Source organism: Marinifilum flexuosum, assembly GCF_003610555.1.
In the GTDB taxonomy this organism is placed as follows: domain Bacteria; phylum Bacteroidota; class Bacteroidia; order Bacteroidales; family Marinifilaceae; genus Marinifilum; species Marinifilum flexuosum.
In genome coordinates, this window is sequence record NZ_RAPQ01000008.1 from 2,166,722 (window position 1) to 2,193,081 (window position 26,360).

20 protein-coding genes and 1 riboswitch are annotated in these 26,360 nt (G+C 36.1%); of the genes, 5 read left to right on the top strand and 15 right to left on the bottom strand.

All coding sequences use genetic code 11. The annotated features are described in order from the left end of the window. Positions 1-2: 2 nt before the first annotated feature. The gene (locus BXY64_RS08765) at positions 3-971 is read left to right on the top strand and encodes a glycoside hydrolase family 130 protein (RefSeq protein WP_120239500.1); all 969 of its coding nucleotides are present in this window, start codon (positions 3-5) and stop codon (positions 969-971) included. Positions 972-1,045: 74 nt separating this feature from the next. On the opposite strand, the gene BXY64_RS08770 is transcribed toward BXY64_RS08765, so the two are convergent. From BXY64_RS08770 to BXY64_RS08835, 14 genes are all read right to left on the bottom strand, one after another. Next, the gene (locus tag BXY64_RS08770; RefSeq protein ID WP_120239501.1) at positions 1,046-1,591 is read right to left on the bottom strand and encodes a hypothetical protein; all 546 of its coding nucleotides are present in this window, start codon (positions 1,589-1,591) and stop codon (positions 1,046-1,048) included. An 88-nt stretch (positions 1,592-1,679) separates the two neighbouring features. Next, the gene (locus BXY64_RS08775) at positions 1,680-2,669 is read right to left on the bottom strand and encodes a hypothetical protein (RefSeq protein WP_120239502.1); all 990 of its coding nucleotides are present in this window, start codon (positions 2,667-2,669) and stop codon (positions 1,680-1,682) included. Positions 2,670-2,930: 261 nt separating this feature from the next. After that, a complete protein-coding gene (locus tag BXY64_RS08780) occupies positions 2,931-3,356 on the bottom strand; it encodes an HU family DNA-binding protein (RefSeq protein WP_120239503.1) in 426 nt (141 codons plus the stop codon). A gap of 454 nt (positions 3,357-3,810) precedes the next feature. Continuing rightward, positions 3,811-5,487 (bottom strand): asparagine synthase B, encoded by a 1,677-nt coding sequence (gene asnB / locus BXY64_RS08785; protein WP_120239504.1) that lies wholly within the window; start codon positions 5,485-5,487, stop codon positions 3,811-3,813. A 515-nt stretch (positions 5,488-6,002) separates the two neighbouring features. Continuing rightward, complete coding sequence (locus BXY64_RS08790) at positions 6,003-7,430, bottom strand: TlpA family protein disulfide reductase (RefSeq protein WP_120239505.1); 1,428 nt, start codon at positions 7,428-7,430, stop codon at positions 6,003-6,005. Between the two features lie 234 nt (positions 7,431-7,664). After that, the gene (locus tag BXY64_RS08795) at positions 7,665-8,399 is read right to left on the bottom strand and encodes a peroxiredoxin (protein WP_120239506.1); all 735 of its coding nucleotides are present in this window, start codon (positions 8,397-8,399) and stop codon (positions 7,665-7,667) included. A gap of 223 nt (positions 8,400-8,622) precedes the next feature. Beyond that, positions 8,623-9,003: a hypothetical protein gene (locus BXY64_RS08800; RefSeq protein ID WP_120239507.1), complete on the bottom strand. Its 381-nt coding sequence runs from the start codon at positions 9,001-9,003 to the stop codon at positions 8,623-8,625. Positions 9,004-9,057: 54 nt separating this feature from the next. Beyond that, positions 9,058-9,891, bottom strand: a complete 834-nt coding sequence (locus tag BXY64_RS08805; RefSeq protein ID WP_120239508.1) for an FRG domain-containing protein — start codon at positions 9,889-9,891, stop codon at positions 9,058-9,060. A 143-nt stretch (positions 9,892-10,034) separates the two neighbouring features. Further along, positions 10,035-10,838 carry a DUF4382 domain-containing protein gene (locus BXY64_RS08810; RefSeq protein WP_120239509.1) on the bottom strand — a complete coding sequence of 268 codons (804 nt, stop codon included), beginning with the start codon at positions 10,836-10,838 and terminating at the stop codon, positions 10,035-10,037. Between the two features lie 295 nt (positions 10,839-11,133). Beyond that, the gene (locus BXY64_RS08815) at positions 11,134-11,472 is read right to left on the bottom strand and encodes a heavy-metal-associated domain-containing protein (protein WP_120239510.1); all 339 of its coding nucleotides are present in this window, start codon (positions 11,470-11,472) and stop codon (positions 11,134-11,136) included. 36 nt (positions 11,473-11,508) lie between these two features. Further along, a complete protein-coding gene (locus tag BXY64_RS08820; protein WP_245996625.1) occupies positions 11,509-13,290 on the bottom strand; it encodes an efflux RND transporter periplasmic adaptor subunit in 1,782 nt (593 codons plus the stop codon). Between the two features lie 6 nt (positions 13,291-13,296). Beyond that, positions 13,297-14,568 carry a TolC family protein gene (locus tag BXY64_RS08825; RefSeq protein WP_120239511.1) on the bottom strand — a complete coding sequence of 424 codons (1,272 nt, stop codon included), beginning with the start codon at positions 14,566-14,568 and terminating at the stop codon, positions 13,297-13,299. Beyond that, positions 14,565-18,323, bottom strand: a complete 3,759-nt coding sequence (locus BXY64_RS08830; RefSeq protein ID WP_120239512.1) for an efflux RND transporter permease subunit — start codon at positions 18,321-18,323, stop codon at positions 14,565-14,567. Before BXY64_RS08830 ends, BXY64_RS08825 begins: the two co-directional genes overlap by 4 nt. 160 nt (positions 18,324-18,483) lie before the next feature. Beyond that, on the bottom strand, positions 18,484-18,858 hold the full coding sequence (locus BXY64_RS08835; RefSeq protein ID WP_120239513.1) for an HYC_CC_PP family protein: 375 nt from the start codon (positions 18,856-18,858) through the stop codon (positions 18,484-18,486). 260 nt (positions 18,859-19,118) lie between these two features. On the opposite strand from BXY64_RS08835, the gene BXY64_RS08840 reads away from it, so the two are divergent. The 4 genes from BXY64_RS08840 to BXY64_RS08855 all read left to right on the top strand — a co-directional run bounded on the left by BXY64_RS08840 (position 19,119) and on the right by BXY64_RS08855 (position 24,261). Next, positions 19,119-19,601, top strand: a complete 483-nt coding sequence (locus BXY64_RS08840) for a hypothetical protein (protein ID WP_120239514.1) — start codon at positions 19,119-19,121, stop codon at positions 19,599-19,601. 90 nt (positions 19,602-19,691) lie between these two features. After that, positions 19,692-20,816, top strand: a complete 1,125-nt coding sequence (locus BXY64_RS08845) for a DEAD/DEAH box helicase (protein ID WP_120239515.1) — start codon at positions 19,692-19,694, stop codon at positions 20,814-20,816. Between the two features lie 198 nt (positions 20,817-21,014). Next, positions 21,015-21,201: riboswitch (cobalamin riboswitch) on the top strand. 112 nt (positions 21,202-21,313) lie between these two features. Continuing rightward, on the top strand, positions 21,314-23,476 hold the full coding sequence (locus BXY64_RS08850) for a ribonucleoside triphosphate reductase (protein ID WP_120239516.1): 2,163 nt from the start codon (positions 21,314-21,316) through the stop codon (positions 23,474-23,476). Between the two features lie 71 nt (positions 23,477-23,547). Then, on the top strand, positions 23,548-24,261 hold the full coding sequence (locus BXY64_RS08855) for an anaerobic ribonucleoside-triphosphate reductase activating protein (RefSeq protein WP_120239517.1): 714 nt from the start codon (positions 23,548-23,550) through the stop codon (positions 24,259-24,261). Positions 24,262-24,342: 81 nt separating this feature from the next. Here BXY64_RS08855 and BXY64_RS08860 read toward each other — a convergent pair whose 3' ends face one another. After that, the gene (locus tag BXY64_RS08860; RefSeq protein WP_120239518.1) at positions 24,343-26,010 is read right to left on the bottom strand and encodes a putative transporter; all 1,668 of its coding nucleotides are present in this window, start codon (positions 26,008-26,010) and stop codon (positions 24,343-24,345) included. Positions 26,011-26,360 lie beyond the last annotated feature (350 nt).

Sequence of the window (26,360 nt, forward strand, 5' to 3'; positions counted from 1 at the left end):
AAATGACAAATAAAGCTAATATGCCGTGGGAGGAACGTCATGAAGGATGTTCGGATGTGATGTGGAGATATTCTCAAAACCCTGTTATTGGAAGGTACGATATACCTAGTTCTAACAGTATTTTTAATAGTGCTGTTGTACCTTTTGAGGATGGTTTTGCAGGTGTATTCCGTTGCGATAACAAGGCGGTGCAAATGAATATTTTTGCTGGTTTCAGTAAAGATGGAATCAATTGGGAAATCAATCACGAGCCTATCGAAATGGTAGCGGGAAATACCGAAATGATTGAATCGGATTACAAATACGATCCGCGTGTTTGTTGGATTGAAGACCGATACTGGATTACCTGGTGCAACGGATATCACGGACCAACAATTGGTATTGCATATACCTTCGATTTTAAGACTTTCCACCAGTGCGAGAATGCATTTCTTCCATTCAACAGAAATGGAGTGTTGTTTCCCGAAAAAATTGATGGCAAATATGCCATGTTGAGTCGTCCGAGTGACAATGGGCATACACCTTTCGGAGATATTTACATTTCGTATAGCCCTGATATGAAATATTGGGGAGAGCACCGTTGTGTAATGAAAGTGGCTGATTTTACTGATAGTGCATGGCAGTGTACCAAAATTGGCGCTGGTTCGGTACCCATCCGCACCGAAGAAGGTTGGTTAATGTTCTATCACGGAGTAATCAATACCTGTAATGGTTTCCGTTACTCAATGGGAGCAGCTTTGTTGGATTTGGAAAATCCTGACAAGGTATTGTACCGTTCAAAGCCATATTTGTTGGCGCCAGCAGCGCCTTACGAATTGGCTGGCGATGTGCCAAATGTGGTGTTCCCATGTGCTGCTTTAACAGAAGATAATAAAGTTGCAGTTTATTATGGAGCTGCCGATACGGTTGTTGGAATGGCCTTTGGATATGTTGATGAGATTATCGATTTCTTGAAGAAGAATTCGTTGTAGATAGGTTAGGATTAATTACAAAAAAGGATGAGACCCCATTGGTTTCATCCTTTTTTAGTATCAGGCTAATACTTTTAGCTAAAAATAAAGAAATAAAATGCAGTTAATGTAATAGGCATGCTAAGCAGCATCAGTATCATGAAATTTTTCACTGCTGAAGGTTGGTCTTCCTCGTTGTATTGAGGATTCTTTTCTTTCATTCTTGCTTTAATAAAAGTAGTGATGGCATCGTCAGCCATTGTTCTTTTTTGAGATTGTGAAGGCATAAAGCAAATCTTCTTTGTATCTCCCGACTTTTGGTCAAAATACTTAATGGTCATGAACCAGGGACCAGCCAAATCGAACTTGGCAACACTTTCCACATCAGAATAGGGAATTAGCTTTCGTTCTCTGCCTTTAACCAATATTCCTTTTTCTAAGGTGGTAATTTTCTTTAATCTGAATGGCACTTGTATAAAGAAAATAGAGAGCCAAACCGACATAATTGCAAAGGCAATTTTTACACCATCTGGTGCTGTATCAACAAATCCGGAAGCCAGGAAGGATGTCCCAAAGCCTAAAATGAATAGAAAGGGAAAATAGTATTTAAAGAATACGGTTTGTTTTGAGCTTGCGTACATAGGCTTAGGCTTTTAATGAACTTGAATTAATATTAGTAATTCATTTAATTTTAATAAACTAATATTTTAGTTAGCTTAAGAATTATAGTTATTGTATAGTAGTTTGTTTATTGGCTTTAATGTTTAATTCTTTTAAATTAAATAAAAAAGAATCAATTTCTTTAATAATAACGTCAATATTTGGTATAAAACTACGGTTTCTAAATTCAATGCGTGAGATTCTACTTCTCCATGTAATAAAAGGTTTATTAGACCATGAATTTTGTGATTTTTCAGATAATTTCAAAACTCTTTCCCAAGGTATTTCTTCGTGATGTACGGCAACTTCGACAGAATTTAGATAAGTGTTATAGTAAATTTCAACTTTATAACCATTTCTTACACCCTTACACCTACTGCCAACTTTTTTAAAATTGATTTTGTGTAAAGCAGTAAGGTTATTTCTAGTAAATAGTCTATTGGTTTTTGATTTATCAGTAAAACTTTCAATAAAGTTTGAAAATTTGATAATAAAAAAGACGAATAGAGAAGCACAGGCTAATAACTCAATATTACTTAAGCTAATGTTACTTTCATTGTACCTAAAAATAATAGTAATAATTAGTCCAATAATAATACTAATCAGGATATCATATTTAAATAAAATTTTAAAGTTAAATGATCTTGTTCTTGTTTGGTTGCGACATTCCCATACGGTAGGCATTGGAATCATATCTTTTAATAATCCCATGCCTGAACTAATAGAGAATCGCCATTGTCTGGTATGAGGAACCTGAAATATGGTATTAAATATATACACTATATCGTCTTCAATTTTTTTTAATTCAATCTTATCATTATAGTTTATAAATTTGGAATAGTTGATTTTTGGAAATTTCTCTTTAAAACCGAGATTAATAATTTGCTGGGACTTATTAACCGATAAAGGTTTACTGGGAATTAATAGTAAATAAAAAGACCCTTCTCCTTTAAGTATATTGATAAAGTTTCCTTTACTATTTATTTCAAGGTTATTACTAATCGGTTTATTCTTAAGTTCTAATATTTTAGTTTTTAATTGGGTTCTATTTCTGTTCATATAATAATCTTAATGGACGACAGGTTTATTGCAAACTAAGATATAAAGTTATAATTGGATTATGAATCGGATGTATTAGTGAATAAATTAAACTTGTAAGTAATATTAAAAAAAGTACTAGGTACCACTTTCAAAAGTGGTACCTAGTATATTTAAAAGTTCTACCTACTACTTTGCCAAGTTGTAGTAACAACTTTAGAAAGTTCTAGTAAGAACTTTGCAAAGTAGTAGTAAGCATATTTAAAAGTGGAAGTAAGAACTTTATTCACCTGTCGTTTCAACAGGTTGCTCTATATGTATTTTTTCGAAATCAGCATTTTTTAATACATTCTTGAACAACTTACCAGGACGGAAGTTCACCTTAGTACTTTCAATCAATGTGGCATTGAATTCTTCTTCCTTCTCGGCTCCTTTACTCTTGGCAGTAACCCCGAAAGTTCCAAATTCACCCAAGTCCACCTTGTAGCCATCGGCTAAAGTTTCTGGTACAATTTGAAGAAAACCTTCAATTACCGATAACACATCCATTTGGTTTAAACTAGAGCGTTCGGCAATTTGCTTTGCAATAAAACGGTTGTTACGCTTGCCTACATTATTTACCGAGGCATAATACTTAGGTGCTGCAGCACGATTAGAAGGATTTAATTTAGCAATAACTTTATAAAAGATAGTCGTGTCTTTAAAAATTTAAGTTAGTAATAAAAAATATATTAACAATCAGGAAGTTATCAAATATATTTTACTTATCCAACAAAAACAATGAAACATATAAAAATAAAGGGTGTTAATCTTATTGAAAGAATCCCAAAAACCTTGTAGATAAAGGAGAATAGGAGGGTAATATTTTTATGAATTAATTGTATTTAAATTAAAAAATTGAATTCTAGACTTGTATTGTGTATGTGCTATAATATATTAAATACAGTTATGTATTGTGTATGATCATTGAAACATGTCGGAATTGAAATGAGTTTCAATCCTTATTTAGAATGTAATTTAGGGGTGGTGTGTGGCTTAGCTTATTAGACTTTTTGGTATTGTATGAATTTGGAATGCTAACTTCTCAATACTTTCAGAAAAAAAGCTCCCCAAAATGGAGAGCCCTGCTGAATGTATAAACGAAAATTAATTCCTTTATATTCTATTTCTTTTCCTCGTATCCATCATTGTGAACCGAATTTACTGCACGTCCCGATGGGTCTGCATTGTTCTGGAAAGCTTCGTCCCATGCTAATGCTTCGGCTGTACTACATGCAATAGACGGAATGGATGGAACACATGCCGCTGCAGTATCAGAAGCAAAATGCTCAGCAAAAATTGCCCTGTAGTAATATTCTTCCTTCGACATAGGTGGATTAACAGGGAATCGATAAGCCGCATTTTTCAATTGCTCATCGCTAATTTCATTCTCTGCAATGTCACGCAAGGTGTCAATCCAGTTGTATCCAACACCATCAGAGAATTGTTCTTTTTGTCTCCAGGCCACTTCTTCCGGCAAATAATCTTCAAAAGCTTTACGGATTACCCATTTCTCCATCTTACCATCCTTTGCCATTTTATCCTCAGGATTAATTCTCATGGCAATGTCAAGGAACTCTTTATCAAGAAAAGGCACACGACTTTCTACTCCCCACGAAGCCATCGACTTGTTGGAACGCAAGCAATCGAACAAGTGTAGCTTGCTTAGTTTACGAAGTGTTTCGCTATGAAATTCTTTTGCATTAGGCGCTTTGTGAAAGTACAAGTATCCACCAAACATCTCATCGGCACCTTCGCCGGAAAGTACCATCTTAATGCCCATCGATTTGATAACACGAGCCATCATATACATAGGAGTAGAAGCACGTACGGTGGTTACATCGTAGGTCTCCAAATGATAGATTACATCGCGAACTGCATCCAATCCTTCCTGAACGGTAAATGTGATTTCGTGGTGAACCGTTCCAATATGATCAGCTACCTTACGTGAGGCAGCCAAATCTGGCGATCCTTCCAATCCAATGGCAAAAGAGTGCAATTGTGGATACCATGCATCTTGCTCATCGCCAGACTCTACACGCTTGGAAGCATATTTCTTGGCAATGGCAGAAATAACAGATGAATCCAATCCACCGGATAGAAGCACACCATACGGTACATCAGACATCAACTGACGATGAACTGCATCTTCCAATCCCTTGCGAAGTGCTGCCATATCAGTTTCATTGTCTTTCACGTTCTCATAGTCCATCCAGTCGCGCTGGTACCACTCTTTAACTTCACCATCCTTGCTGTACAAGAACTTCCCTGGCAGGAATTCTTCAATCTTGTTACAATATCCTTCTAAAGCTTTCAATTCTGAAGCCACATAGTAGTTACCATGCTGATCCCAACCCTGATACAATGGAATAATTCCCATATGATCGCGACCAACCAGGTAAATATCTTTCTCTTTATCGTACAAGGCAAATGCGAAGATTCCATTCAAATCATCGATAAAATCAATTCCTTTTTGCTTGTACAACGCCAAAATTACTTCGCAATCAGATTTGGTCAAGAACTCATAGGATCCGTTCATCTGATTTCGAATGTCCATATGATTATAGATTTCTCCATTAACAGCCAAGACCAAATTGCCATCTTTGCTGTAAAGGGGTTGTCCTCCTGATTGAGGATCTACAATCGATAGTCTCTCGTGCGATAAAATCGCTTTTTCATCACAAAATATACCTGACCAATCGGGACCTCTGTGACGAATTTTTTTGGACATTTCCAGTACCTGAGGGCGTAATTCCTGTGAATCTACCTTCAAGTCGAATACTGCTACGAATCCACACATAAAAATTTAGTTTAATAGTTACTTAAATGTCGCCAAACGGTTATTTGGCGAATGGTTAATTTTGATATACAGTTTGAAAATACAACTTTATAATCAGATTACCTTGTAAAAATTATGCGTTATCGTTTGCGATTGCATGAAAAATACAAATGTACCCTTTGTGAGAGGGTGTTTGTGTGTAGAAAAGTAAGTTTTGGAAAATGGTGTTGGGAGTAAAAATATTCATGATTAAATGGAAAACACCAACAAAAATGAAAGTTACGGTACTCTGTACCTAAGTAGACTCTTAGATGACCAAACTATAAATTTTACACAGCTCTGCTGCTTTTCTGATGAATTTGAATTGAGTATTACCTAGGTGCTGAGCACCTTGACATTTATAGATAACTTGATAATTTTACGAATATTAAGGTACAGAGTACCCTTATCTATTTCATTAAGATTTTGAAGACTTTCAGAAAACAAAGGACACTTTATACAGTGTCCTTTGTTCTTATCTCTTTTAATAAGCGGTATTAATTATTTTTCAATTCGTTATCCAAAAATAATTTCAGATTATCGATATCGAGTCGCTTTGCGATAATTTTTTTGTCTTTATCGAGTAGGTATATAATGGGTGTACTATATACATCGTAAAATATTCTAAAATTGGTTTGAAATTCAGGATCATAACAATTGATAAAATCATATATGTCGTAATCATGAATGGCATTTTCCCACATTTCCTTTTGATCTTGAGTACAAACTGCAAATACTTTTAGGCCTTTGTCTTGGTATTTGTCTAAGATTTCTGTTTTTAATTTAGGAGTAACCTTCTTACAGTGTCCACAATCAGGTTCCCAAAAATAAAGTACGGTTAGTGGAGCTTCAATCTCGTGTAGTCGTATAAATTCACCTTCAGGTGTTTGCATGAGTAAATCCTGTGATTTCATTCCAATCAGATTGAATTGAGTTTTGATAACCCGTTCTCTGATATTGGCCATTAGAGTAGAATCGGCCCAAGTGGCTTGTCCACTTAAATAATATCTTTTTGCCAGGTTTACAAAGGCAGCATCCATACCCATTACCTTACTCTTTACCGCAAAGTTTAAGGCATATTGAGTTAAATACTGGAAAAATGTTGTATCCGGACGAGCATTTTCAATCAGTTTTACCGACTCTTTTACAATGGAATCAGGGCTTTGAACGAGTATTTTTTCGTAAAAGAAATCCAGCTTCTTCTTCAATATAGGAGTTCTTAGGTACCTGTTATCAGTAAAGTTTACATGATCGAAATAATGATCTTTATTATACAAATAAGATTTGCGTTGAATTACCTTGTCGCGATCAGGAGTGCTTTCCGGAACTTCATTTTTAAAATCAGGAATTTTAGGAGACAAAGTAAACTGGGCAAATTTCTGAACAAATGAATTTTCAGGGAATTCAGATTTTAACTTTTCGATGTAAGCTCTTACTTCGATATCAGTATTTTTAAATTGTTTTCTGAATTTTTCCTTTTCAGAATCGTCAGTTGCTTTTTTATATGCTTCTTGTATTGCTTTTGATTTTTCATTCTGAGATTTCATAAACTTCTGAAAGTTATGAAATCCATCAGTTTCTTTGGATCCATCTACCGATATACTACCAATAAAATCTTTTGGATCGGCTGAAATTGAGAACTCCTGATCTTCTCCAATTAATAAATCAAAATATTTCTGACTTGGCAAATAAATTACATAAATCCCTTGATCCAGAACTTTATCTTTTGAAAACTTTCCTTTGCCATTAATCAATTGTGTTGTGTCATCGGCAAAAATTCTTCCATCGAAATAATGGGCAAGATAAGCCGTGGAATCATTACAATTTATAAGTTGTACTGAAATATCATATTTCTGGGCATTTAAATTTGTAGTTGTAAATGTGCAGAAAATCAGCGCACAAAGAGAATAAAAAATGTTTTTCATTTGTAAATATCTATTGATAAGTATAAAGTCAGCGAAAATTACAAAACTTTTTCAAGTGAGTAGATATTTTTATTGACTTAAATGTTTAACGAAATCTTAAAAGAAATGTTAGGTGATGGAGTTCATAAGTTTAATTTACTTGTGTTTTAGGTTTTACGACTGGTTCGGACCATAAAAATAGAAAGCCTGCCAGAGTTTTCTGGCAGGCTTAAGTTTGTTAAACTAGCGTTAAAGCTAGTGAGCAATCGGTTCCTTTCTTAGGATGGTATTCCAAATTTCTTCTTCTTTCAGTTTTTTGGTACAGAAAAACCAATCGTAGCATTTTAAATCTTCTTCGGTATTTTCCATTCTGTCCTTAGCCACACCACATGATCCGGCAGGAGGGACTATAACTTCATCTCCTGGTTTCCAATCAGCTGGAGTGGCAACAGAAAATTTGTCGGCAGTTTGCAATGCCACAAGCACTCTGTAAATTTCATCGAAATTACGTCCAAGGCTTAGTGGATAATATATAATGGTTCGAATAATGCCATGAGGATCAATGAAAAATACAGCTCTTACAGCTTTGGTGCTGTCTTCGCCAGGCTGAATCATACCATACTTGTTGGCTACCTCCATTTTTATGTCCTCAATAAGGGGGAATTGTACCTCAATATCTTTCATGCCTTTGTATTCAATTTTTTCTTTAATGGTTCTAAGCCATGCAATGTGGCTATACAATCCATCTACCGATAGTCCAACCAAATCACAATTGGCTTGATTGAATTGGTTTTCCATTTTTGCAAAGGTCATAAATTCAGAAGTACAAACAGGAGTAAAATCTGCAGGATGACTAAATAGAATTACCCACCTACCTCTGTAATCGTTAGGAAAGTGTATGTCGCCTTGAGTTGTAATAGCCCTAAATTCAGGAGCTTTATCCCCAATTCTTGGCATGTTAACAGTTTTAAGTTCTGAGTGTTCGTTCATATCGTAAGGTTTTGATGTTTATTGGTTTGAGTTGATTTTGAACTTTTTTAAACTCTATAGAGTAAGAATGCTGAGAGTGATGAAGCATTAGGGAATACAGATTAAGCTAATAATCTGCCGAAGTATATTAAAGTTACTTCATTGACATGCAGATGTCAATAGTTAGGTAGGTGTAATTACTTAATTTTAAATAAGTTTTAATTAAAGGGAAGTGTTCGAAATATTATTTTTTCACATGAACGGGGTCTATTTCAAGCCAGTTTAAAGCTTCTTCTTCTGTATAAAATACTTTGGCATTCTGAATTCGCACCTGAATTTCGAATAGCATAGCCATAGGAGTGTCGTAACTGTGGCTAACAAGTATTGCACATTTATTTAGGATGGGACTGTACTTCTCATACTCATCAATATAATCATCTAAATCTTTAATATTTAAAAGAACTTTGGCTCGGGTAAAATCAGAAATTACATTGTAGGATTCATTAAATAACTCATCAGTGCGAGTGCTTAAGGTATGCTGAATTAGGTCATTCCATTTGAAATAACCATAGTAATATTCTTTAATGAGTTTTAAGTCAGGAAGTATTTCGTATTTGAACTTCATACCTTTTGCTTTTAATTAAAGATAAAAAGATCAATCAATTCAAACAAAAAAGTTTTACTGATGATTGGTTTCCAAACTTAGATTCTTCTGTTTTTTAGAATCAGTAGGAGAATAATGTCTGGTTAGCCATTTGCTTAATCCATCCATTCCAGGAAAAAGAACTCGTTCGTTAATGTTTACCTGATCCAGTTTGTCACGAATTTCCCATTTCATAGCTGCTGGAATTCGTATCCTAAAATACAAATCAGGTTTATCCATTAACCAAGAATTTAGAATAGAACTGGAATGCGACATGAAGGTAAATATCCCATATTGATTTACAATTCGATCATCCAATGATGGAGGTTCAAATGCCACCACGAAATCGCTCTTTTCTTTCGATAATTCTCTTAAATCCTGATAAAGTTCATGCAGCATTTCAATGGTAAAGCTATTGGAACCAATTTGATGCAGTTTGTATTGCAAATTTTCAGGTAGGTAGTTTTTTAAACTTTCGTAATTCAATGCCCAAATCACACCATCGTGATGATACTTTTCAATCTCGGCAGTTGCAAAATGCAATGCCACGTAAGGAGAGTAGGTCCAATCTAAAAGTCTAGTTGGAAGGCCATGATGTTGTGCTAAAGCTAGCCATTCCCAATCTGATTTGTTATTAATATCTGGTCGGAAGGAATACTTTTTAAAATTTCGTAACAAGTGAAATTCTAATTCATCATAGGGTCCTTTTAATCGAATCAACGAAGTTTTCAATTGATAATCAAACTTTGATAGTCCTCTATAAATATAAGGGGACCTTATTCTGTTTATCTTGTCATTATATGAATCGGTAAAGAGTACTTCTTGCAGTTCGGACCAAGATGTAGGAATAATTTCTTTCTTCAATTCCATGGAATAGATTGTTAGTGGTTTTACTACTTAAATTTGGGAATAATGATTAACATTTAAGTAATGAAAACCTTAATTTTTTGCATAAAAAAAAGTTACCTCGATTTGAAGTAACTTTTTATTAATCTTTAGATAGTAGTCTATTGCTAATTGTTTTGTACTACAGCATCAATCTCAATGTTTCCAGCATCCGTAATGTTACCTATAGTTACTGCAATATTTTCCACTTCTATTTCATTGTAGCCTTCAATAGGTTCAATTGCTAATTTGTATATTCCGGCTTCTAAGCCTTTGATTAGGAATTCCCCATTTTCCTCAGCTATTGTTGATATAGTATCCAAACCGATTACGGCATGAATTGTTGGAAGTGCTTCAGTAGGAGATACGGTTCCACTAATAGCTCCTGTAGTGGCTTCATTAAAAGTTCTGATTACAGGCTTTAATTTATAAGAACCATTACCAGTTTTAACAACTGAACGAGCGGCATCAAAATCTATCCAAAGCTTATATTCAATTCCAGCCAAAAAGTCATCATGAATTTGAAATTTCAATCCAGATGTTTGAGCAGAAGGAGTATCCAAATCATACTCAACACCATCAATCACAACAGAATTGTTGTCACCTAGAATTAATCTCATTTGTGAAACTGTTCCGCTCGGCATATCCTGATCAACTAAAAGTGTATCTACACCATTGTTGAATTCAAGTAAATCGTATACGCCAGAATTTATCATATTCATTACCTGCCATCCATTTTCTTCGCTTTTATTTTCAGAGGAATGAATCTGAATTCCTTGGATATCAATATTTACTTTATCGTACTGACCCGGAGCATCGGTTAATCTAATTTTTACAGGAGTTGTTGATTTTGAGTCGTCATCAGAACACTGTACAAATAGGAATGTTACCAATAGAAGTGATAGTACACTTAGAGCTTTTGCAATTTTCATAGCAGTATAGTTTTATTAATAATTAATTGTATAACGAAGGATGTATTATTTGATTCGTTACTCAAAAGCCAATAAAACCAATAAACATGCCAGAAGAATGACCTTATAATGTAATTCACAGGTTATCATTGGAAAAACAAATATGAATGTAGAATAGTTTAAAATAAAAAATGGGGAAATTATCCCCATTTGTTCTAAATATCTACAATGTTGGTGGGGTATTCCTGTACTTATGATTTAGTTGTAAGTAATGTATGTAGTAATAAAATCATAAGTACAGGAATACCCCATTACATTATTTTCTTTCGTATTTGCAGCAAGAATGAAGTTTGTTGTACACTTCATCATTTGCTTTTATTTTCTCTGTATCATATCCAACCTTGGCGATTGCTTTGTGAATTGCATCCAAGCTAGTTTTTTCAGTATCAAAACTTACTTTTATAACCTTTGTTTTCTTGTCCCAATCAGCCATGGTAACTCCATCAACCGATTTTGCAGCAGTTTCAATTGTCTTTTCACACATGCCACAGTTTCCTGAAACTTTGAAGCTTGCCTTTTTGTTTTCTGCTTGCACAGAGTATGAGAGGGTAATCATGGCTACGATTCCCAATAGTGATAACAATTTCTTTTTCATTTTGTTCTAATTTAAATTTGACTTGTTTATTTGTGTTTAATGCTGATGCCCCTGTTGCATTGATTTTGGTTCTTCTTTGATTAATGAATCGGTTACTTCACCACAATGAAGCATCATGTCTCCGAAATAAGGATTCATAATTTTCTCCTCTAAACTTAACCAGTAAGCTCCTGTGTCATTGTCAGCCATAGGACAATATTGTATGTATATATTCTTTTCACCTGTGCCCAATGATTTTAAGCTGGCAATCAGGGCTTCATTAAATGGTTTGAATGCTTTTCGTTGCAATTCCATGTCTTCGTTGCTGGTAATCTCCGAAAGGTGATCATGAAGTAATTCATACTTTTCTTTCCAAAATTTCATTGCTTTTCCTTTCAAATCGAGATTGGAAGGCTTCATTTGCATTAAAGCTTTCATAACAGCTTTGGCTGCCTGCTTACTTTCTTTGGCTTTTGTTTCCACCATGATGTCTTTCATTGCCAGGTATGATTTTAGCAAATCTTTCATTTTGGAATTAAATGCCTTTGTGGCATAGTGCTGAAGCATTGGAGCGCCAGGTTTACTTGCAGGACGATTCATCATGCTGTATTTGTTGTTCAGCTGTGCAGCAGCATCAATGGTAAATGTACCTTTACTCACAACTTCTTCGCCTTCATTAATGCCTTCCTTAACGATATAGGAGTCTCCCAAAGACTCACCTAATTCCACTTCGCGCATTTCGAAACCACTATCAACTTTTACATAGACAATGGAACGTTTCCCAGTCCACATTACTGCTGATTTAGGAACTATCAGGTCATTACCAGTTTGTTTTAAATCGGCATAAATAGTCCCTGATACAAACATCTCCGGTTTTAGCAAATTGTTGTGGTTGTTTGCTTCAGTTCTTATTTTCAGGATTCTCTTGTTTGTATCGATTACAGGATCGATATAAGTAACTTTAGAATTGAAAACTTTTGAAGGAAATGCCGAAACTGTGAATTCAATATCCGCTCCTTTATGAATGAATGGTAAGTCCTTTTCATAGGCATCAAACACAATCCACACTTTGCTAAGATCCGCTATTTCAAATAGAATGCTTCCTGCTTTTGCATAGGCACCTACAGCTATATTTCTTTTAACTACATATCCTGACGCATCGGCTTTTATTTCAAAGTATTCCTGAATTTTTCCGCTATTTTTGATTTGTTCAATTTCATTAGCAGTAAGCTTCCAGAATTTTAGTTTTTGCTCTGCTGCTTTTGTTAATTCAGGGTAACTATCATTGGTTTTTAATGCTTGAAGTAATTCTTCCTGTGCACTAATCAATTTAGGAGCATACACTGTTGCGAGAGTTTGACCTTTACTAACTTTTTCTCCTTCAAAATTCACAAATAGCTTTTCAATTCTCCCATCGAAATGAATGGCCTGAGAGCTAATTCTTCTCTCATCAATACTAACTTTACCATTTAATAAAATCTCTTTATTGCTTTGACCAGATTTTACCCTTGTAGTCTGCACATTGGCCAGCTTTATGGCATCTGCATTCATATCAATAAGAGCGGGAGATGAACTTCCTCCCGATTTATCCATAGGAATCAAATCCATTCCACAAATTGGACAATCACCTTCATTGGGTTGTTGAATTTGAGGATGCATGGAGCAGGTCCATGTTGTAGATTCCGCAGCTCTAGCTTCATGCTCATGTTGATGTCCTTCGTGTGAATGATTACTTTCAGTTTTTCCACCAAAAATCAACCATCCCAATAATAAACCGATCAACAAAATGATTAGCTTTTGCTGCCAGTTGGTTGTTATGTTTTCTAATATCTTATTCATTGTATTTTATTTATTATCAAGGTTTTTAGTTGTTGCGCCATAAGAGTCTGCTTCTAAGTATTTAAAATGTGCAAGACTTTTTTGTACCTGAATTTGTGCTTCGATTTGTTTTTGTTCGTAAATCCAAATTTTCTGTTGCATATTCAGAACTTCCTCATAACGTTTGGTAGAACTTTCGTAACTACTCGACAGAATCTCATAAGATTGCTTTGCTTTTGCAATAAGGTTTTGATATAAATCAGTATTTCTGATTCCGATTTTATACAATTCCAAGGCTTGTTGCAATTCCAATTCTAATTGATTCATCTCTGCTGTTTTTAGTTCTTCATATTCTTGTTGTTTGAATTCATTGACTTTTATTGCTGCTTTATATTTTTTTCTGAAGATTGGAATACTTACCGATAGCATAGGCATAATGGCATCCTGTCCATTATCTGCAACATTCATATCAGTTCGTTTTGAAAGAATTGCATAATCCAGTCCTACACCAAATTTTGGCAAAGCATTCAATTTTGAGGCTTTTTCTCCATATTGAGCAGATTCAACCATTTGATCCCAGCTGGCAACCCTGTAATGCTTAGTAAACTCAATATCCTTATTGGCTATTGATGATATTAGTAAAAAAGAGTTATCCTCGGGCGTATTCACATCGGTGCTAAGGTCTCTGTTCAGCAGCTTGTTGAATCCTGTTTTTTGTGTATTTCTCTTATCTTTAAAAAGTTCCAATTTTGAAATCAACTCTTCCTTTAGCATTTGGATGTAAAGTACATTTACCATGTCGGTTTGATCACTTTCGTAACGTTTTAAACTTTGTTTTTCCAATAAGTCCAAAACTTCAATCCTTTTTTGTGTAAAGAATATTTTTTGATCGGTTAGAACAATGTCCAACCACGAAGTGGTAACATTCATTTGTAGTTTCGAACGTGCATCCAGATATCTAAGATAAATGGCATGTGCCTGCAAACTGGCTTGTTGTTCTTTAGCACCTAATGTTCCAAACCAGGGGAACATTTGTGATACAGATAGTTTAGCTTTTTGAGCACCTACACGTGTTTCTATTGGTTGAATAAATACTCCTGCAGAGAAAGTTGGATCAGGCAATGACTTTACCTGAGGAACTTTTTCCAGAGCCTGTTGGTATTTTAGATCCATCGCTTTTAGCTCCGGATTATTATTCTCTGCAATATTGATGTATACCTTTAATTCAGGATTATTAACCTGAGCAAAGGTGTTCGCACCTATCCATATGATTAGAAAAATAGTTATTGCATATCTCATAGCAAACCTCCTTTTTTCAGTTTGAATTCTTTATACATGGCATATAAAACTGGTACTACAAATAGAGTAATTAATTCAATCGCCATACCTCCAAAAGCAGGAATAGCCATTGGTATCATTACATCAGAACCTCTACCGGTGGAGGTTAATATTGGTAATAGAGCCAAAAGGGTAGTGGCGGTTGTCATTAAACAAGGACGAATTCTTTTCGATCCTGCTTCGATAACAGATTGTCTGATTTCGGCTTTTGTTTTTGGATTATTCTTCTCGAAAATCTGCTCCAGATAAGAAGCCATTATCACACCATCATCGGTAGCTATGCCAAATAGGGCAATAAATCCTACCCAAACGGCAACACTCAAGTAGATTGGATGAACCTGAAATAATTCCTGAAGATTAATTCCAAAGATGGAAAAGTTCAGAAACCAGTCTTGTCCATAGAACCAAATCATTATAAATCCACCAGCAAATGCTACCGCAATACCACTAAATACCATTAATGTTGGGGGAATGCCACGGAACTGGAAATACAATATCAGGAAGATGATTACCAAAACCACAGGAATGACAATACCCAATCGTTTTTCAGCGCGAATCTGGTTTTCGTAGTTTCCTGTAAACTTATAGCTCACGCCTGCAGGGACTTTCAATTCACCACTTTCGATTTTATCTGCCAAATACGATTGTGCAGCTTCTACAATGTTCACTTCAGAATATTCCTCCTCCTTATCGAAGATTACATATCCTACCTGGAAAGTATTTTCACTTTTTATGACCTGTGGACCTTGTACATATTCTATTGTAGTTAACTCCTCTAACGGAATGGATTTACCCATACTCGTTGGAATCAAAATTTTCTTCAGTAAATCCGGATCATTCCTCAATTCACGAGGATATCTTACCCGAATTGGGTATCGTTCTCTACCTTCAACTGAATTGGTTAATGTCATTCCGCCAACTGCAACCGATAAATGCTTCTGTACATCTTCTACCTGCAATCCAAAGCGGGCAATGGCTTTTCTGTTGATTTTGATTTCCAGGTAGGGTTTTCCGACCATTCTTTCTGCAAAGACAGATGCATCATTCACGCCAGGAACATCTTTTACCAGCTTCTCAAGTTGCAGACCAAAACCTTCAATCTGTTTTAGGTTATTACCCGACACCTTAATTCCGATAGGTGCACGCATACCGGTTTGCAACATTACCAAACGAGTTTCTATGGGCTGTAATTTTGGAGCAGATGTCACACCTGGTATTTTAGTGGCATTTACGATTTCCTGCCAGATATCATCAGGAGATTTGATGTGCTCTCGCCACTGTCGGTAAAATTCTCCGAACTCATCAGGAATCAATTCACCTCTCTCATCTTTTAGGAAATTGCCATCATCATCCACGGCAAAACGAATCTTTTTACCATATTCATCGGTCATGTATTCGCTTTTGTAGTTGATCACATTCTCATACATGGAAATAGGAGCAGGGTCCAGGGCAGATTCTACACGGCCCAATTTTCCAACCACCATATCTATTTCAGGAATGTTGGTAACTGCCATATCCAGAAGTTTTAAAACACGCTTGTTCTCCTCAATTCCTGCATGCGGCATTGATGTTGGCATCAGTAGGAATGAACCTTCATCAAGGGCTGGCATGAATTCTTTTCCTATGCCCGGATATTTATGGTACATGGTTTTCCAAGCGGAGCTGGAGGTAATATTGAGTCCTATTTTATCCAATCCTCTGGCTACAAATCCAAAAGTATTTCCAAAGCCCAACCAGATGATTATTCCCCATAGCACAATGAAAGAAGGAATAGATAGAAACAGCAATTTGTGACGTAATGCCCAGCCCAGAATTCGTTGATAGAATCTAATGAATGCCAGAAATACTGCCAGCAGAAATGAGATGCTTAAAATTACAAACAAGAAGTTCGCAAATATGGAGTTGGATGCACCCAATGGCAACCATTCGCGGGCAAGCAGGAATGAAACTGCCAAAGCAATCACAAACAGATTTGCTTTGAATAAATATTTTTGATACTCCTGGTAAAATTGACTTGCAAGATTTATTCCGCCTAAAATGATTAGGGTGACTCCCATCCATGCAGAAGATGCAAAAAGAATATAAATACCAATAATTATTAGTAATGTATTAAGGGCAATTTTAATTTTTCTTTTTTCCGTTTTAATGGCAAATAACCAATGTGCCATTGCTGGCAGAATGATTACCGCAACCAAAAGGGCTGCAAACAGTACGAATGTTTTTGTGAATGCCAATGGTCTGAATAGTTTACCTTCGGCAGCTTCCATGGTAAATACTGGAATAAAACTAATAATGGTAGTCAGTACTGCAGTAATCACTGCTGGAGCAACCTCAGTAGTTGCTTCGTATATTACTTGTCGGAGGTTCTTATCAGGATTTTTCATTTCCAAATGTCGAATCATGTTTTCCGAAAGCACAATTCCAACATCAACTATGGTTCCAATAGCAATGGCTATACCCGAAAGGGCAACAATGTTGGCATCAACATGAAAATAACGCATGGCAATGAAGGTCATCAGCACCGCTATGGGTATTAAAGCCGATATTAAGATGCTGGCTCTTAAATTCAGAACCATGATGATGATGACTATAATGGTAATAATGATCTCAAGAGTTAGGGCGTCCTCTAATGTGCCCAGTGTTTCGTGAATCAATTGCGTTCTGTCGTAGAAAGGTACAACTGTAAGTTTGGAAATGGTGCCATCAGCCAGTTCCTTTTCAGGTAAACCAACCGAAAGTTCCTCTATTTTGACTTTCACATTGTTGATTACCTCCAATGGATTGGCACCATAGCGAGCTACTACAACTCCACCTACCACTTCAGCTCCCATTTTATCCAATATGCCTCTGCGATCGGATGGACCATAGTTTACTTTGGCTACATCTTTAATTCTAACAGGTGTATTGTTGGTCATTTTTACAACAGCCTCTTCCAAATCGGCCAATTGTTTCACATAGCCGATGCCACGCACGAAGTATTCTGCCTGGTTGATTTCGATGGTTCGTGCCCCAATATCAAGATTGGATTTCTTTACAGCATTCATCACCTGCATAAGGTTGACTCCATGTGCTTGCATGGCTGCAGGATCAACATCCACCTGGTATTCCTTTACAAAACCACCTATTGATGCAACTTCCGATACTCCATCGGCGGAAGCCAAGGCATACTTCACCTGAAAATCCTGAATGCTTCTTAGTTCCTGAAGATCCCAACCGCCGGTTACTTCCCCTTCAGCTGTACGTCCTTCAAGCGTATACCAAAAAATCTGACCCAAGGCAGTAGCATCTGGCCCTAAAGTGGGTTGGACACCATTGGGCAAAAGATTTTGTGGCAAGGAGTTCAATTTTTCAAGAATTCTTGATCTACTCCAATAAAATTCAATCCCTTCATCGAAAATGATGTAGATACTTGAAAATCCAAACATGGAGGAAGAGCGTATGGTTTTTACACCCGGAATTCCTAGTAAGGATGTGGTTAAAGGATAGGTGATTTGATCCTCAATGTCTTGTGGTGAACGCCCCATCCATTTGGTAAATACAATTTGTTGATTTTCTCCAATATCAGGTATGGCATCAACTGCTACCGGATCTTTGGGCAAAAAATCAACCTTCCAGGGAAATGGTGATGTAATTATTCCCCAGGCTATGAATACAACCAAAAGTATGGTTGTAATTAGTTTGTTCTCTAAAAAGAACTTTATGATCTTATTAAGCATATCTTCTTGTAGTTTAACCACAAAGGAGACTCAAAGGATGTCACAAATACACACAAAGGAAAATACAGAGTAATGAATACTTTGTGATACATAGTGCCGTATTTTGGAGTCCTTCGTGGTAAATAATAATTTATTTATCACAAAGAGTACACTTGCTAAATCATAAACGGAACACCTGATTCAATATGCATAAATCAGGCAAGGGTGGAGGGGAAAAATCTCCAATTGGGAATGAATTTGTTGAATCCTCTGTTCTTACAAATTGTAGCAATACAGGAATATTTGCATATAGCATATTCAGCTGTACTACATCATCGAATTCGAAAGAGGAAGCCAAATAATCAGCCTCAATCTTTATGGTTTCAGTTGATTCATCGCAACATCCACAAGGGGTTTCGCAACAAGAATCCGCTTCAATAAATATGGCAGTAGAGAAGAGTTCTCCGCCAGAATAATGCTTATTAATGCTCACCCCAGCTGTTGAGATCAGCAGGAGAAAAATCAAAATGATATGTCCGATTTTTTTAGATAGCATACAGTTAATTGCATTAATCAATACAAAATTACTTTAATATACAAAAAACGAAAGGAATGTTTGTACTCTTAACAAAGCATTAACTTTTAATAGGATCTATTCTCCTGTTGAATGTCTTTTAGTTCGAAAACGTTTGAGTGTTAAATAAGCTTAAACAGTCCCTTTTTTTTGGGTTGAACTTGATGAATAGTAAAGGATAATAATTAAAATTGTTGACCATCCCACTCAAAACATTTTAAAGTACACACAAATTATAAAGTATGGAAAAATTAAAAGCACTTGTCAGATGGACAAGAATAGGCTTGTTGGCTCTATTTGTAATTGCAGTAGCAATGGAGTTAAGTTTTGGTATTTTGCTTAGTTACTACGATTTTGAACCGCCATTTCTGATTCAGGAAAGTGATAGGCTTTGGTTTACTATAGCAGGAGGAATAATAATATTGCTTGAATTGGTAGCAGGCTGGGTTTTGTATCGAAGTAAGATTAAGTACATTCAAATTTTAGATCAATTAGAAGAGAAGCTGAAAAAATTTGGTAGAATTTATTCGTTGCAGTTGCTTTTGATTAGTGCAGGAGGTGTTACGGCTTTATTAATATTTGGGATAACTCACGATATCCTTTGGTATTTGCCTTGGTTGATTTGTATGTATATTATTGGTAAGAACTTTCCGTTTAAGCTAAACCTTTTTCATGCTATGGGAATTGAGGAAGAGGAGGAACGAAAACTATTTTATAAGGAATAGATAATTATCTATTTCCATTATTTCATCACTTATATTTCATCATTCTAAATTGTTTATACTATTTTTGCAGCCAATTTAATACGAAAAGCTGTGGAAACTTTTAAGGAACTAGGTGTAAATAAGAATATTGTTAAGGGATTAAACGAATTAGGAATTGTTAATCCTACTCAAATACAATCGGAGGTAATTCAGGTTTTGTTGAATACTGATACCGATTTAATTGGTCAGGCCCAAACTGGTACGGGTAAAACTGCTGCCTATGGTGTGCCATTGTTGCACCGTGTTAATCCTAAGGTAGAAAAAGTACAGGGATTAATTCTTTGTCCTACACGTGAGTTGGGATTACAGATTGCCAAACAGTTGTTCAAGTTTACGAAACATTCCGAGAAGACTTTTACAGAATGTGTATATGGTGGGGCACCAATCGAAAAACAGATTGCCAATTTGCGTCGTCCTACACAGATTATTGTAGCTACACCTGGTCGTTTAATCGAGCTGGTAAAGAAGAAAGCTGTTGATTTGACTCATGTAAAAACGGTAATTTTAGATGAGGCGGATGAAATGCTAAGCATGGGTTTCAAAGATCAATTGAATGAAATTCTTACTTATCTTTCACGTGTTGAGAACAAATGGTTGTTTTCGGCTACCATGCCTGAAGGAATTAAACAGATCATCAAACGCCACATTTCTAAATCGGCTCATCGCATTCAGATCAGTGGGAAGAATGTAGTGAATAAAAATATCAAGCATCAATTCGTATTGTGTGATGATCAAGAGAAGTTATCTGTATTGATGCAATTCCTAAAATCGGATACAAAAGCCAGAGGTGTGGTATTTTGTAAAACCAAAGAAGCTGCTCAGAAATTAAATCAACAATTGCAATCGCAGAAAGTAAAGGTTGATGCCATTCATGGAGATTTGAAACAGATTGAGCGTAATAAGGTAATGCGTGCATTCAAAAATGAGAAGCTAAGAGTTTTGGTTGCAACCGATTTGGCTGCTCGTGGTATTGATATTGAAGGATTGGCATTTGTTGTGCATTATCAGTTACCAGATAAAGAGGAATACTATACACACCGTAGTGGAAGAACAGCTCGCGCAGGAAAAGAGGGGATTTCTTTATCCTTGGTAAACCACAAGGAGATGAAGAGTCTTCGTTATTTCCAAAAAACATTGAATATCGGTTTTAGCCAGATTCGTGCAAAAAGACAGTAATACAATGAACAATTAGCAATAATCAGTTAACAATTGATATTGCTCTTTCTTAAAATATACAACCCATCGGAATTGATTTCTGATGGGTTTCTTTTTTGTAAGAAAATAAAAGTTATAAACCGATAAACTTCAAAGAAAATCAGTGTTTTGTAAATTATTGTTAATAACTGAGATTGCTCAAAATCATTTTAATTCTTAACATTGTTTTGATTTATAGGTTCCGCAAGGAATAATAGGGAATCACGTGTAATTCGTGAGCTGTCCCCGCAGCTGTAAGTCCATATGGTTTTGATTGACTATGCCACTGTTTTTTCTCAAAAAAGAATGGGAAGGCCAATCAAAATGAAGGATGAGCCAGAAGACCTGCCTGTAATGAAATTCGTAGCTTTCGGGAGAAAAAGCAAAGAGTAGGTGCATGATTATACATTGTGTACTATCATTCTATACTTTCCTCAGAAGCTATCATTTTTTCAAAATCATTAAAATATTAAGTAAGAATGAAAAACAATGGTAGTGCATCCGATTATCAAATTCGGAAAAGAAGTGGACAGATCGCAGGATTCGATTTGTCTAAAATTCATGAAGCAATCAGTAAAGCATTTCAGGCAGTAGGAGAAGAGCGCATTGAATTGATTGATTTTTGTGTAAACCAGATTGAAAAAGAACTTGACTTTTCCGGTATTCCAAGTGTTGAAGAAATACAGGATTTGGTAGAAAGAACATTGTTTCGATACGATTTGTTCGATGTTGCCAAAGCATTTATTCTATATAGAAAACAACACGAAACAGTACGAGATACCAAGGAACTTTTCTCAAACTTAAATTTGGTTGATGATTATCTGAATTTACAAGATTGGCGTGTTAAGGAAAGTGCCAATTCATCCTATTCACTCCAGGGCTTGAATCAACACATCTCAACCATTGTAAGTTCACAATACTGGTTGAATAAAATTTATCCGGAGGAAATAGGTGATGCCCATAAAAAGGGAGCTTTGCACATTCATGATCTTGGTTTTTTAAGTGTATACTGTGTAGGTTGGGATTTACAGGATTTAATCATGACAGGATTTAAAGGAGCATCGGGCAAATTGGTTAGTAAGCCGGCAAGACATTTTAGAACCATTTTGGGACAGGTGGTAAACTTTTTTTACACCATGCAGGGTGAAGCTGCAGGAGCACAGGCATTTTCGAACTTCGACACCTTACTGGCTCCGTTCATTAGATTTGATCAATTGGAAAGAAAGCATGTGAAGCAAGCCCTACAGGAGTTCATGTTTAATGTAAATGTGCCTACACGTGTGGGCTTTCAAACACCTTTTACCAATGTTACAATGGATTTAAATGTTCCTTCTTTCATGAAAGATGAGCCTGTTGTAATTGGTGGGAAAGCACAAGATTTTACTTATGGGGAATGCCAGGCAGAAATGGATCTCTTTAACGAGGTTTTTGCAGAGGTAGTTGAAGAAGGAGATGCCAATGGTAGTGTATTCTCATTCCCAATTCCAACTTATAATATTACTCCTGATTTTGATTGGGACAATCCACGATATGAAAACATTTGGAAAATCACAGCCAAGTATGGTATCCCGTATTTTTCAAACTTTGTGAATTCAGATATGTCGCCTGATGATGTGAGAAGCATGTGTTGCCGATTGCGTTTAGACAAAAGAGAGCTGGCTCGTAAAGGAGGAGGCTTGTTTGGAGCAAACCCATTAACAGGTTCGGTTGGCGTAGTCACCGTTAATCTTCCTCGTTTGGGATACGAAGCTGGTAATGAGCAAGAATTCTTTAAGCGATTAGGTCAGCTTATGGAAATGGGCAAAAATAGTTTGGAAATCAAACGAAAGGTAATCGAAAATCTTACAGAAAAAGGTTTGTTCCCATATTCTAAATTTTATTTGCGTCATCTTAAAAACAAGAATGGAAAGTTTTGGCAGAATCATTTCTCAACCATTGGTATTGTTGGTATGAACGAATGTTGCCTGAACTTTATTGGAGGTGATATTGTATCAGAAGAAGGAAATGCTTTTGCTCATCGAATTTTTGATTTCATGAAGCAGAAATTGGAAGAATTTCAGGAGGAAACAGGAAATATTTACAATTTAGAAGCTACGCCTGCAGAGGGAACCACATATCGTTTGGCAAGATTGGATACGAAAGTTTACGATGATATTATTGTTGCCAACCAGGAGGCTTATAAAACAGGAGCAGCACCTTATTACACAAACTCTTCACAGTTGCCGGTTACCTACACCGATGATTTGTTCGAGGCTCTGAATCTTCAGGATGATTTGCAAACTCAGTATACAGGCGGTACCGTATTTCATACATTTATTGGTGAAAAACAATTGTCAATAGAATCGGTAAAAATGCTGATTAAAAAGATTACCGATAACTATCGATTGCCATACATTACACTATCGCCAAGTTTTAGCATTTGCCAGGAGCACGGATATATTTATGGTGAGCATCATAAATGTCCGAAATGTGCCGATATGGGTAAAGAAACAGATTGTGAAGTGTTCTCTCGTATTGTAGGTTATCTGCGTCCGGTTCATCAATGGAATGATGGAAAGCGTCAGGAATGGGAGGATCGCAAGTTATTTGATAAAAAAGCTCATATGAAAAAAGACTTGCAGGAAGAATGTGCTCTTGCCTAATATTAAGCAATTATATATGCTAAGCATCTCTTTGCGTGGCATGTTTACTTTGTATTAAAACTTTCCATGTCATGCTAATATCTGGTTTTATAAAAAATAGTTTGATCGATTACCCTGGCAAGATTGCTTCTGTAATTTTTACCCAGGGATGTAACATGCGTTGTAAATTTTGCCATAATCATGAACTAATTCCAATAAATGGAAGTTACTCCAATTATTCCGAGGATGAAATTCTTTACTATCTGAAAAAGGCCAGCGGGTTTTTAGATGCGCTTGTAATAACAGGGGGAGAACCTACGCTACAATTCGATTTGGAAGATTTCATTCGAAGCGCAAAACAATTGGGAGTGTTGGTAAAATTAGATACCAATGGAACTCATCCTAAATTGTTGAAGAAATTGATTGATGAGAAACTAATTGATTATGTGGCCATGGACATAAAGCACATACTTGATTTATCACCCTATCGGGAATTGGTAGGCAATCAGTTCAGTGAGCATCAGTTAGAGAGTGTAAAAGAGAGTATTGCATTGCTTAAAGAAGCTGATATTGAGGTTGAATTTCGAACAACACTAATTCAAGGAAGTCAATCGGCTGATGATGTTCGAAAGATTTGTGAACATCTGCATTGCTCTAACTTGTATAGTTTGCAAAAGTTTAATCCTTTACAAGTTCTTGATCCATCTTTTGCAAAACGATCGGCCTTTAGCGATGAGGAAATGTTTTCTCTGATGGAAAGCAACAAAGATATCATGCCCAATATTAGGATAGTGAATGCTGATTAAATGAATGAATTCAAAAAAAATCCCATTGCAGAGCCAAAACTCTTTAATGGGATTTTTCAACTAATATATAGACGTGTAAACCTAACTAAAAAGCAAAACCAATACTTGTGCCAAGAGCACTCTTAAGAACATTACCAAAGGATAAACCGTTGCATATGCTGTTGATTGAGCCTGAACGGGTGCAATGGAGTTCGCGAATTCTAATGCTGGAGGATCAGTCATTGAGCCAGATAGCAAGCCACAAATTGATAGGTAATTTAGTTTCATGATTCGGGCAATGATGGCAAAAATAATTAGTGGCACAAAGGTGATGGCCATACCATAAAGCATCCATATGTAACCTTCGTTTAAAAGTGTTTCAACGAAATATTTACCCGATGAAAGTCCTACGCAGGCAAGAAAAAGAACAATGCCCAATTCGCGAATAAATAAGTTTGCACTGGGTGTAATGTAAAAGTCCATCTTGCCAATTCTTCCTTTATGTCCAAGAATTAAAGCAATTAAAAGTGGCCCACCAGCCAATCCTAATTTTGCTGGGGCTGGCAAGCCAGGAATCTGTATTGGAACCAAACCAATCAATACTCCAAACAAAATTCCCATAAAAATAGGAAGGATGTTAGGGTGCGAAAGGTCTTTAATCGAATTACCCAGTAAGTTGGCAACCTCTGGCAAAGCGGTTTTCTCACCTACAATACGCACAGTATCTCCAAACTCAACGCTATCCTCTTCGGTAGGCATTAATTCCAAACCATTACGATAAATTCTTGTGATATTTACAGGGAATCGGCGTGAAATACCAATTTGCTTGATACTTTGTCCAGCCAGTTTTTTGTTGGTAATTCTAAGCTGTTGCATGCCCAATCGACCTGAGATTTCCTGTTCCTTGGTTTCATTAATTTTTCCAAGGTTCAGCTCGATGTTTTTGAAATTCATTGGAGTAGAAACACCATACAACTTGTCGCCTTGTTCGATGATGAAATCTGAATCGGCAGCTAAGAACTCTCCATTTCTTTCAATTCGTGAAGGAACAAAAGCTTTGTTGCAATTGCCAATAATAAATTCAATGCTTTTACCAATCAGGTTTTGGTTGGTAATTTCAATATTGATGGCAATTAGTTTTCCATCTAAACCGGTTATTTCTTTGCGATATTGATCTTCTTCTTTTTTCACATTGATTTTATAGATGACACGCAGAAGAATCATGGAAATGATGATCCCAAAAATCCCGAAAGGGTAGGCTACTGCATAGGCCATACCAACGGTTTGAGAGTTGGCAGCAGCTAAATCGGCATTGCTAACAATATCACCAATGGTTTGCTGAGCCGCACCAAGAGCAGGGGTGTTGGTTACCGCACCACACATAACACCAGTGATTACTGATATGGGAACATTAAAAATAAATTTTATAGCTACGGCAGTTAAAAATCCTGTAAACACAATTCCAGATGCCAGGAGGTTAATGCGCAATCCGTTCTTCTTCAAAGAAGGAAGGAATCGTGGTCCAACTTCGAGCCCAATGGAGTAAACAAACAAAATTAAGCCAAATTCCTTGATAAAGTGTAGAACATGTGGATCGGTTACTGCACCAAAGTGTCCTACCAGTAAGCCTGAAAAAAGAATTCCGGCTATGCCAAGCTTGATTCTCAGTAGTTTTATTTTTCCAAACAGAATGCCCAGTACTGCTACAAGGCAGATAATAATAATGGTAGAAGCAGTACCGGGCTTTGTTAATAGTTCAATCAAATTCATGATAAGTGTTTATAGTATTAAAGTGTTTTACCATTTAAGAGTGCGGCTTCCCTAGATTAGAAACATGTCTGAATTATTTGGGATTGCTCATGTGAACAATGAAACTGATATGGTAGTTGCAATGAATACATCCATCTGTTCACAAACATGAATTGCAAAGCCAAACTGAGAAGTCGCACTCACTGATATTGATTTCGAGGGCTAGTCAGTAATCAATATCTAATATTTTAATATGATATTTTAAGCAATGAGGAGTTAAGGAGAAGTATCGAAAACTTCAACTCTTAGGTGGTAACCAAGCTTCGTTACGCGAGAAGCAGATGTAATTTTAAGCATTGCAATAATAGTTT

Excerpts from the sequence above, each read along its gene's own strand:
- BXY64_RS08835 (WP_120239513.1), bottom strand. The coding sequence starts at position 18,858 with ATGCTATCTAAAAAAATCGGACATATCATTTTGATTTTTCTCCTGCTG.
- BXY64_RS08790 (WP_120239505.1), bottom strand. The coding sequence starts at position 7,430 with ATGAAAAACATTTTTTATTCTCTTTGTGCGCTGATTTTCTGCACATTT.
- BXY64_RS08855 (WP_120239517.1), top strand. The coding sequence starts at position 23,548 with ATGCTAATATCTGGTTTTATAAAAAATAGTTTGATCGATTACCCTGGC.
- BXY64_RS08800 (WP_120239507.1), bottom strand. The coding sequence starts at position 9,003 with ATGAAGTTCAAATACGAAATACTTCCTGACTTAAAACTCATTAAAGAA.
- BXY64_RS08795 (WP_120239506.1), bottom strand. The coding sequence starts at position 8,399 with ATGAACGAACACTCAGAACTTAAAACTGTTAACATGCCAAGAATTGGG.
- BXY64_RS08860 (WP_120239518.1), bottom strand. The coding sequence starts at position 26,010 with ATGAATTTGATTGAACTATTAACAAAGCCCGGTACTGCTTCTACCATT.
- BXY64_RS08775 (WP_120239502.1), bottom strand. The coding sequence starts at position 2,669 with ATGAACAGAAATAGAACCCAATTAAAAACTAAAATATTAGAACTTAAG.
- BXY64_RS08810 (WP_120239509.1), bottom strand. The coding sequence starts at position 10,838 with ATGAAAATTGCAAAAGCTCTAAGTGTACTATCACTTCTATTGGTAACA.
- asnB (WP_120239504.1), bottom strand. The coding sequence starts at position 5,487 with ATGTGTGGATTCGTAGCAGTATTCGACTTGAAGGTAGATTCACAGGAA.
- BXY64_RS08770 (WP_120239501.1), bottom strand. The coding sequence starts at position 1,591 with ATGTACGCAAGCTCAAAACAAACCGTATTCTTTAAATACTATTTTCCC.
- BXY64_RS08815 (WP_120239510.1), bottom strand. The coding sequence starts at position 11,472 with ATGAAAAAGAAATTGTTATCACTATTGGGAATCGTAGCCATGATTACC.
- BXY64_RS08840 (WP_120239514.1), top strand. The coding sequence starts at position 19,119 with ATGGAAAAATTAAAAGCACTTGTCAGATGGACAAGAATAGGCTTGTTG.
- BXY64_RS08830 (WP_120239512.1), bottom strand. The coding sequence starts at position 18,323 with ATGCTTAATAAGATCATAAAGTTCTTTTTAGAGAACAAACTAATTACA.
- BXY64_RS08820 (WP_245996625.1), bottom strand. The coding sequence starts at position 13,290 with ATGAATAAGATATTAGAAAACATAACAACCAACTGGCAGCAAAAGCTA.
- BXY64_RS08805 (WP_120239508.1), bottom strand. The coding sequence starts at position 9,891 with ATGGAATTGAAGAAAGAAATTATTCCTACATCTTGGTCCGAACTGCAA.
- BXY64_RS08765 (WP_120239500.1), top strand. The coding sequence starts at position 3 with ATGACAAATAAAGCTAATATGCCGTGGGAGGAACGTCATGAAGGATGT.
- BXY64_RS08825 (WP_120239511.1), bottom strand. The coding sequence starts at position 14,568 with ATGAGATATGCAATAACTATTTTTCTAATCATATGGATAGGTGCGAAC.
- BXY64_RS08850 (WP_120239516.1), top strand. The coding sequence starts at position 21,314 with ATGAAAAACAATGGTAGTGCATCCGATTATCAAATTCGGAAAAGAAGT.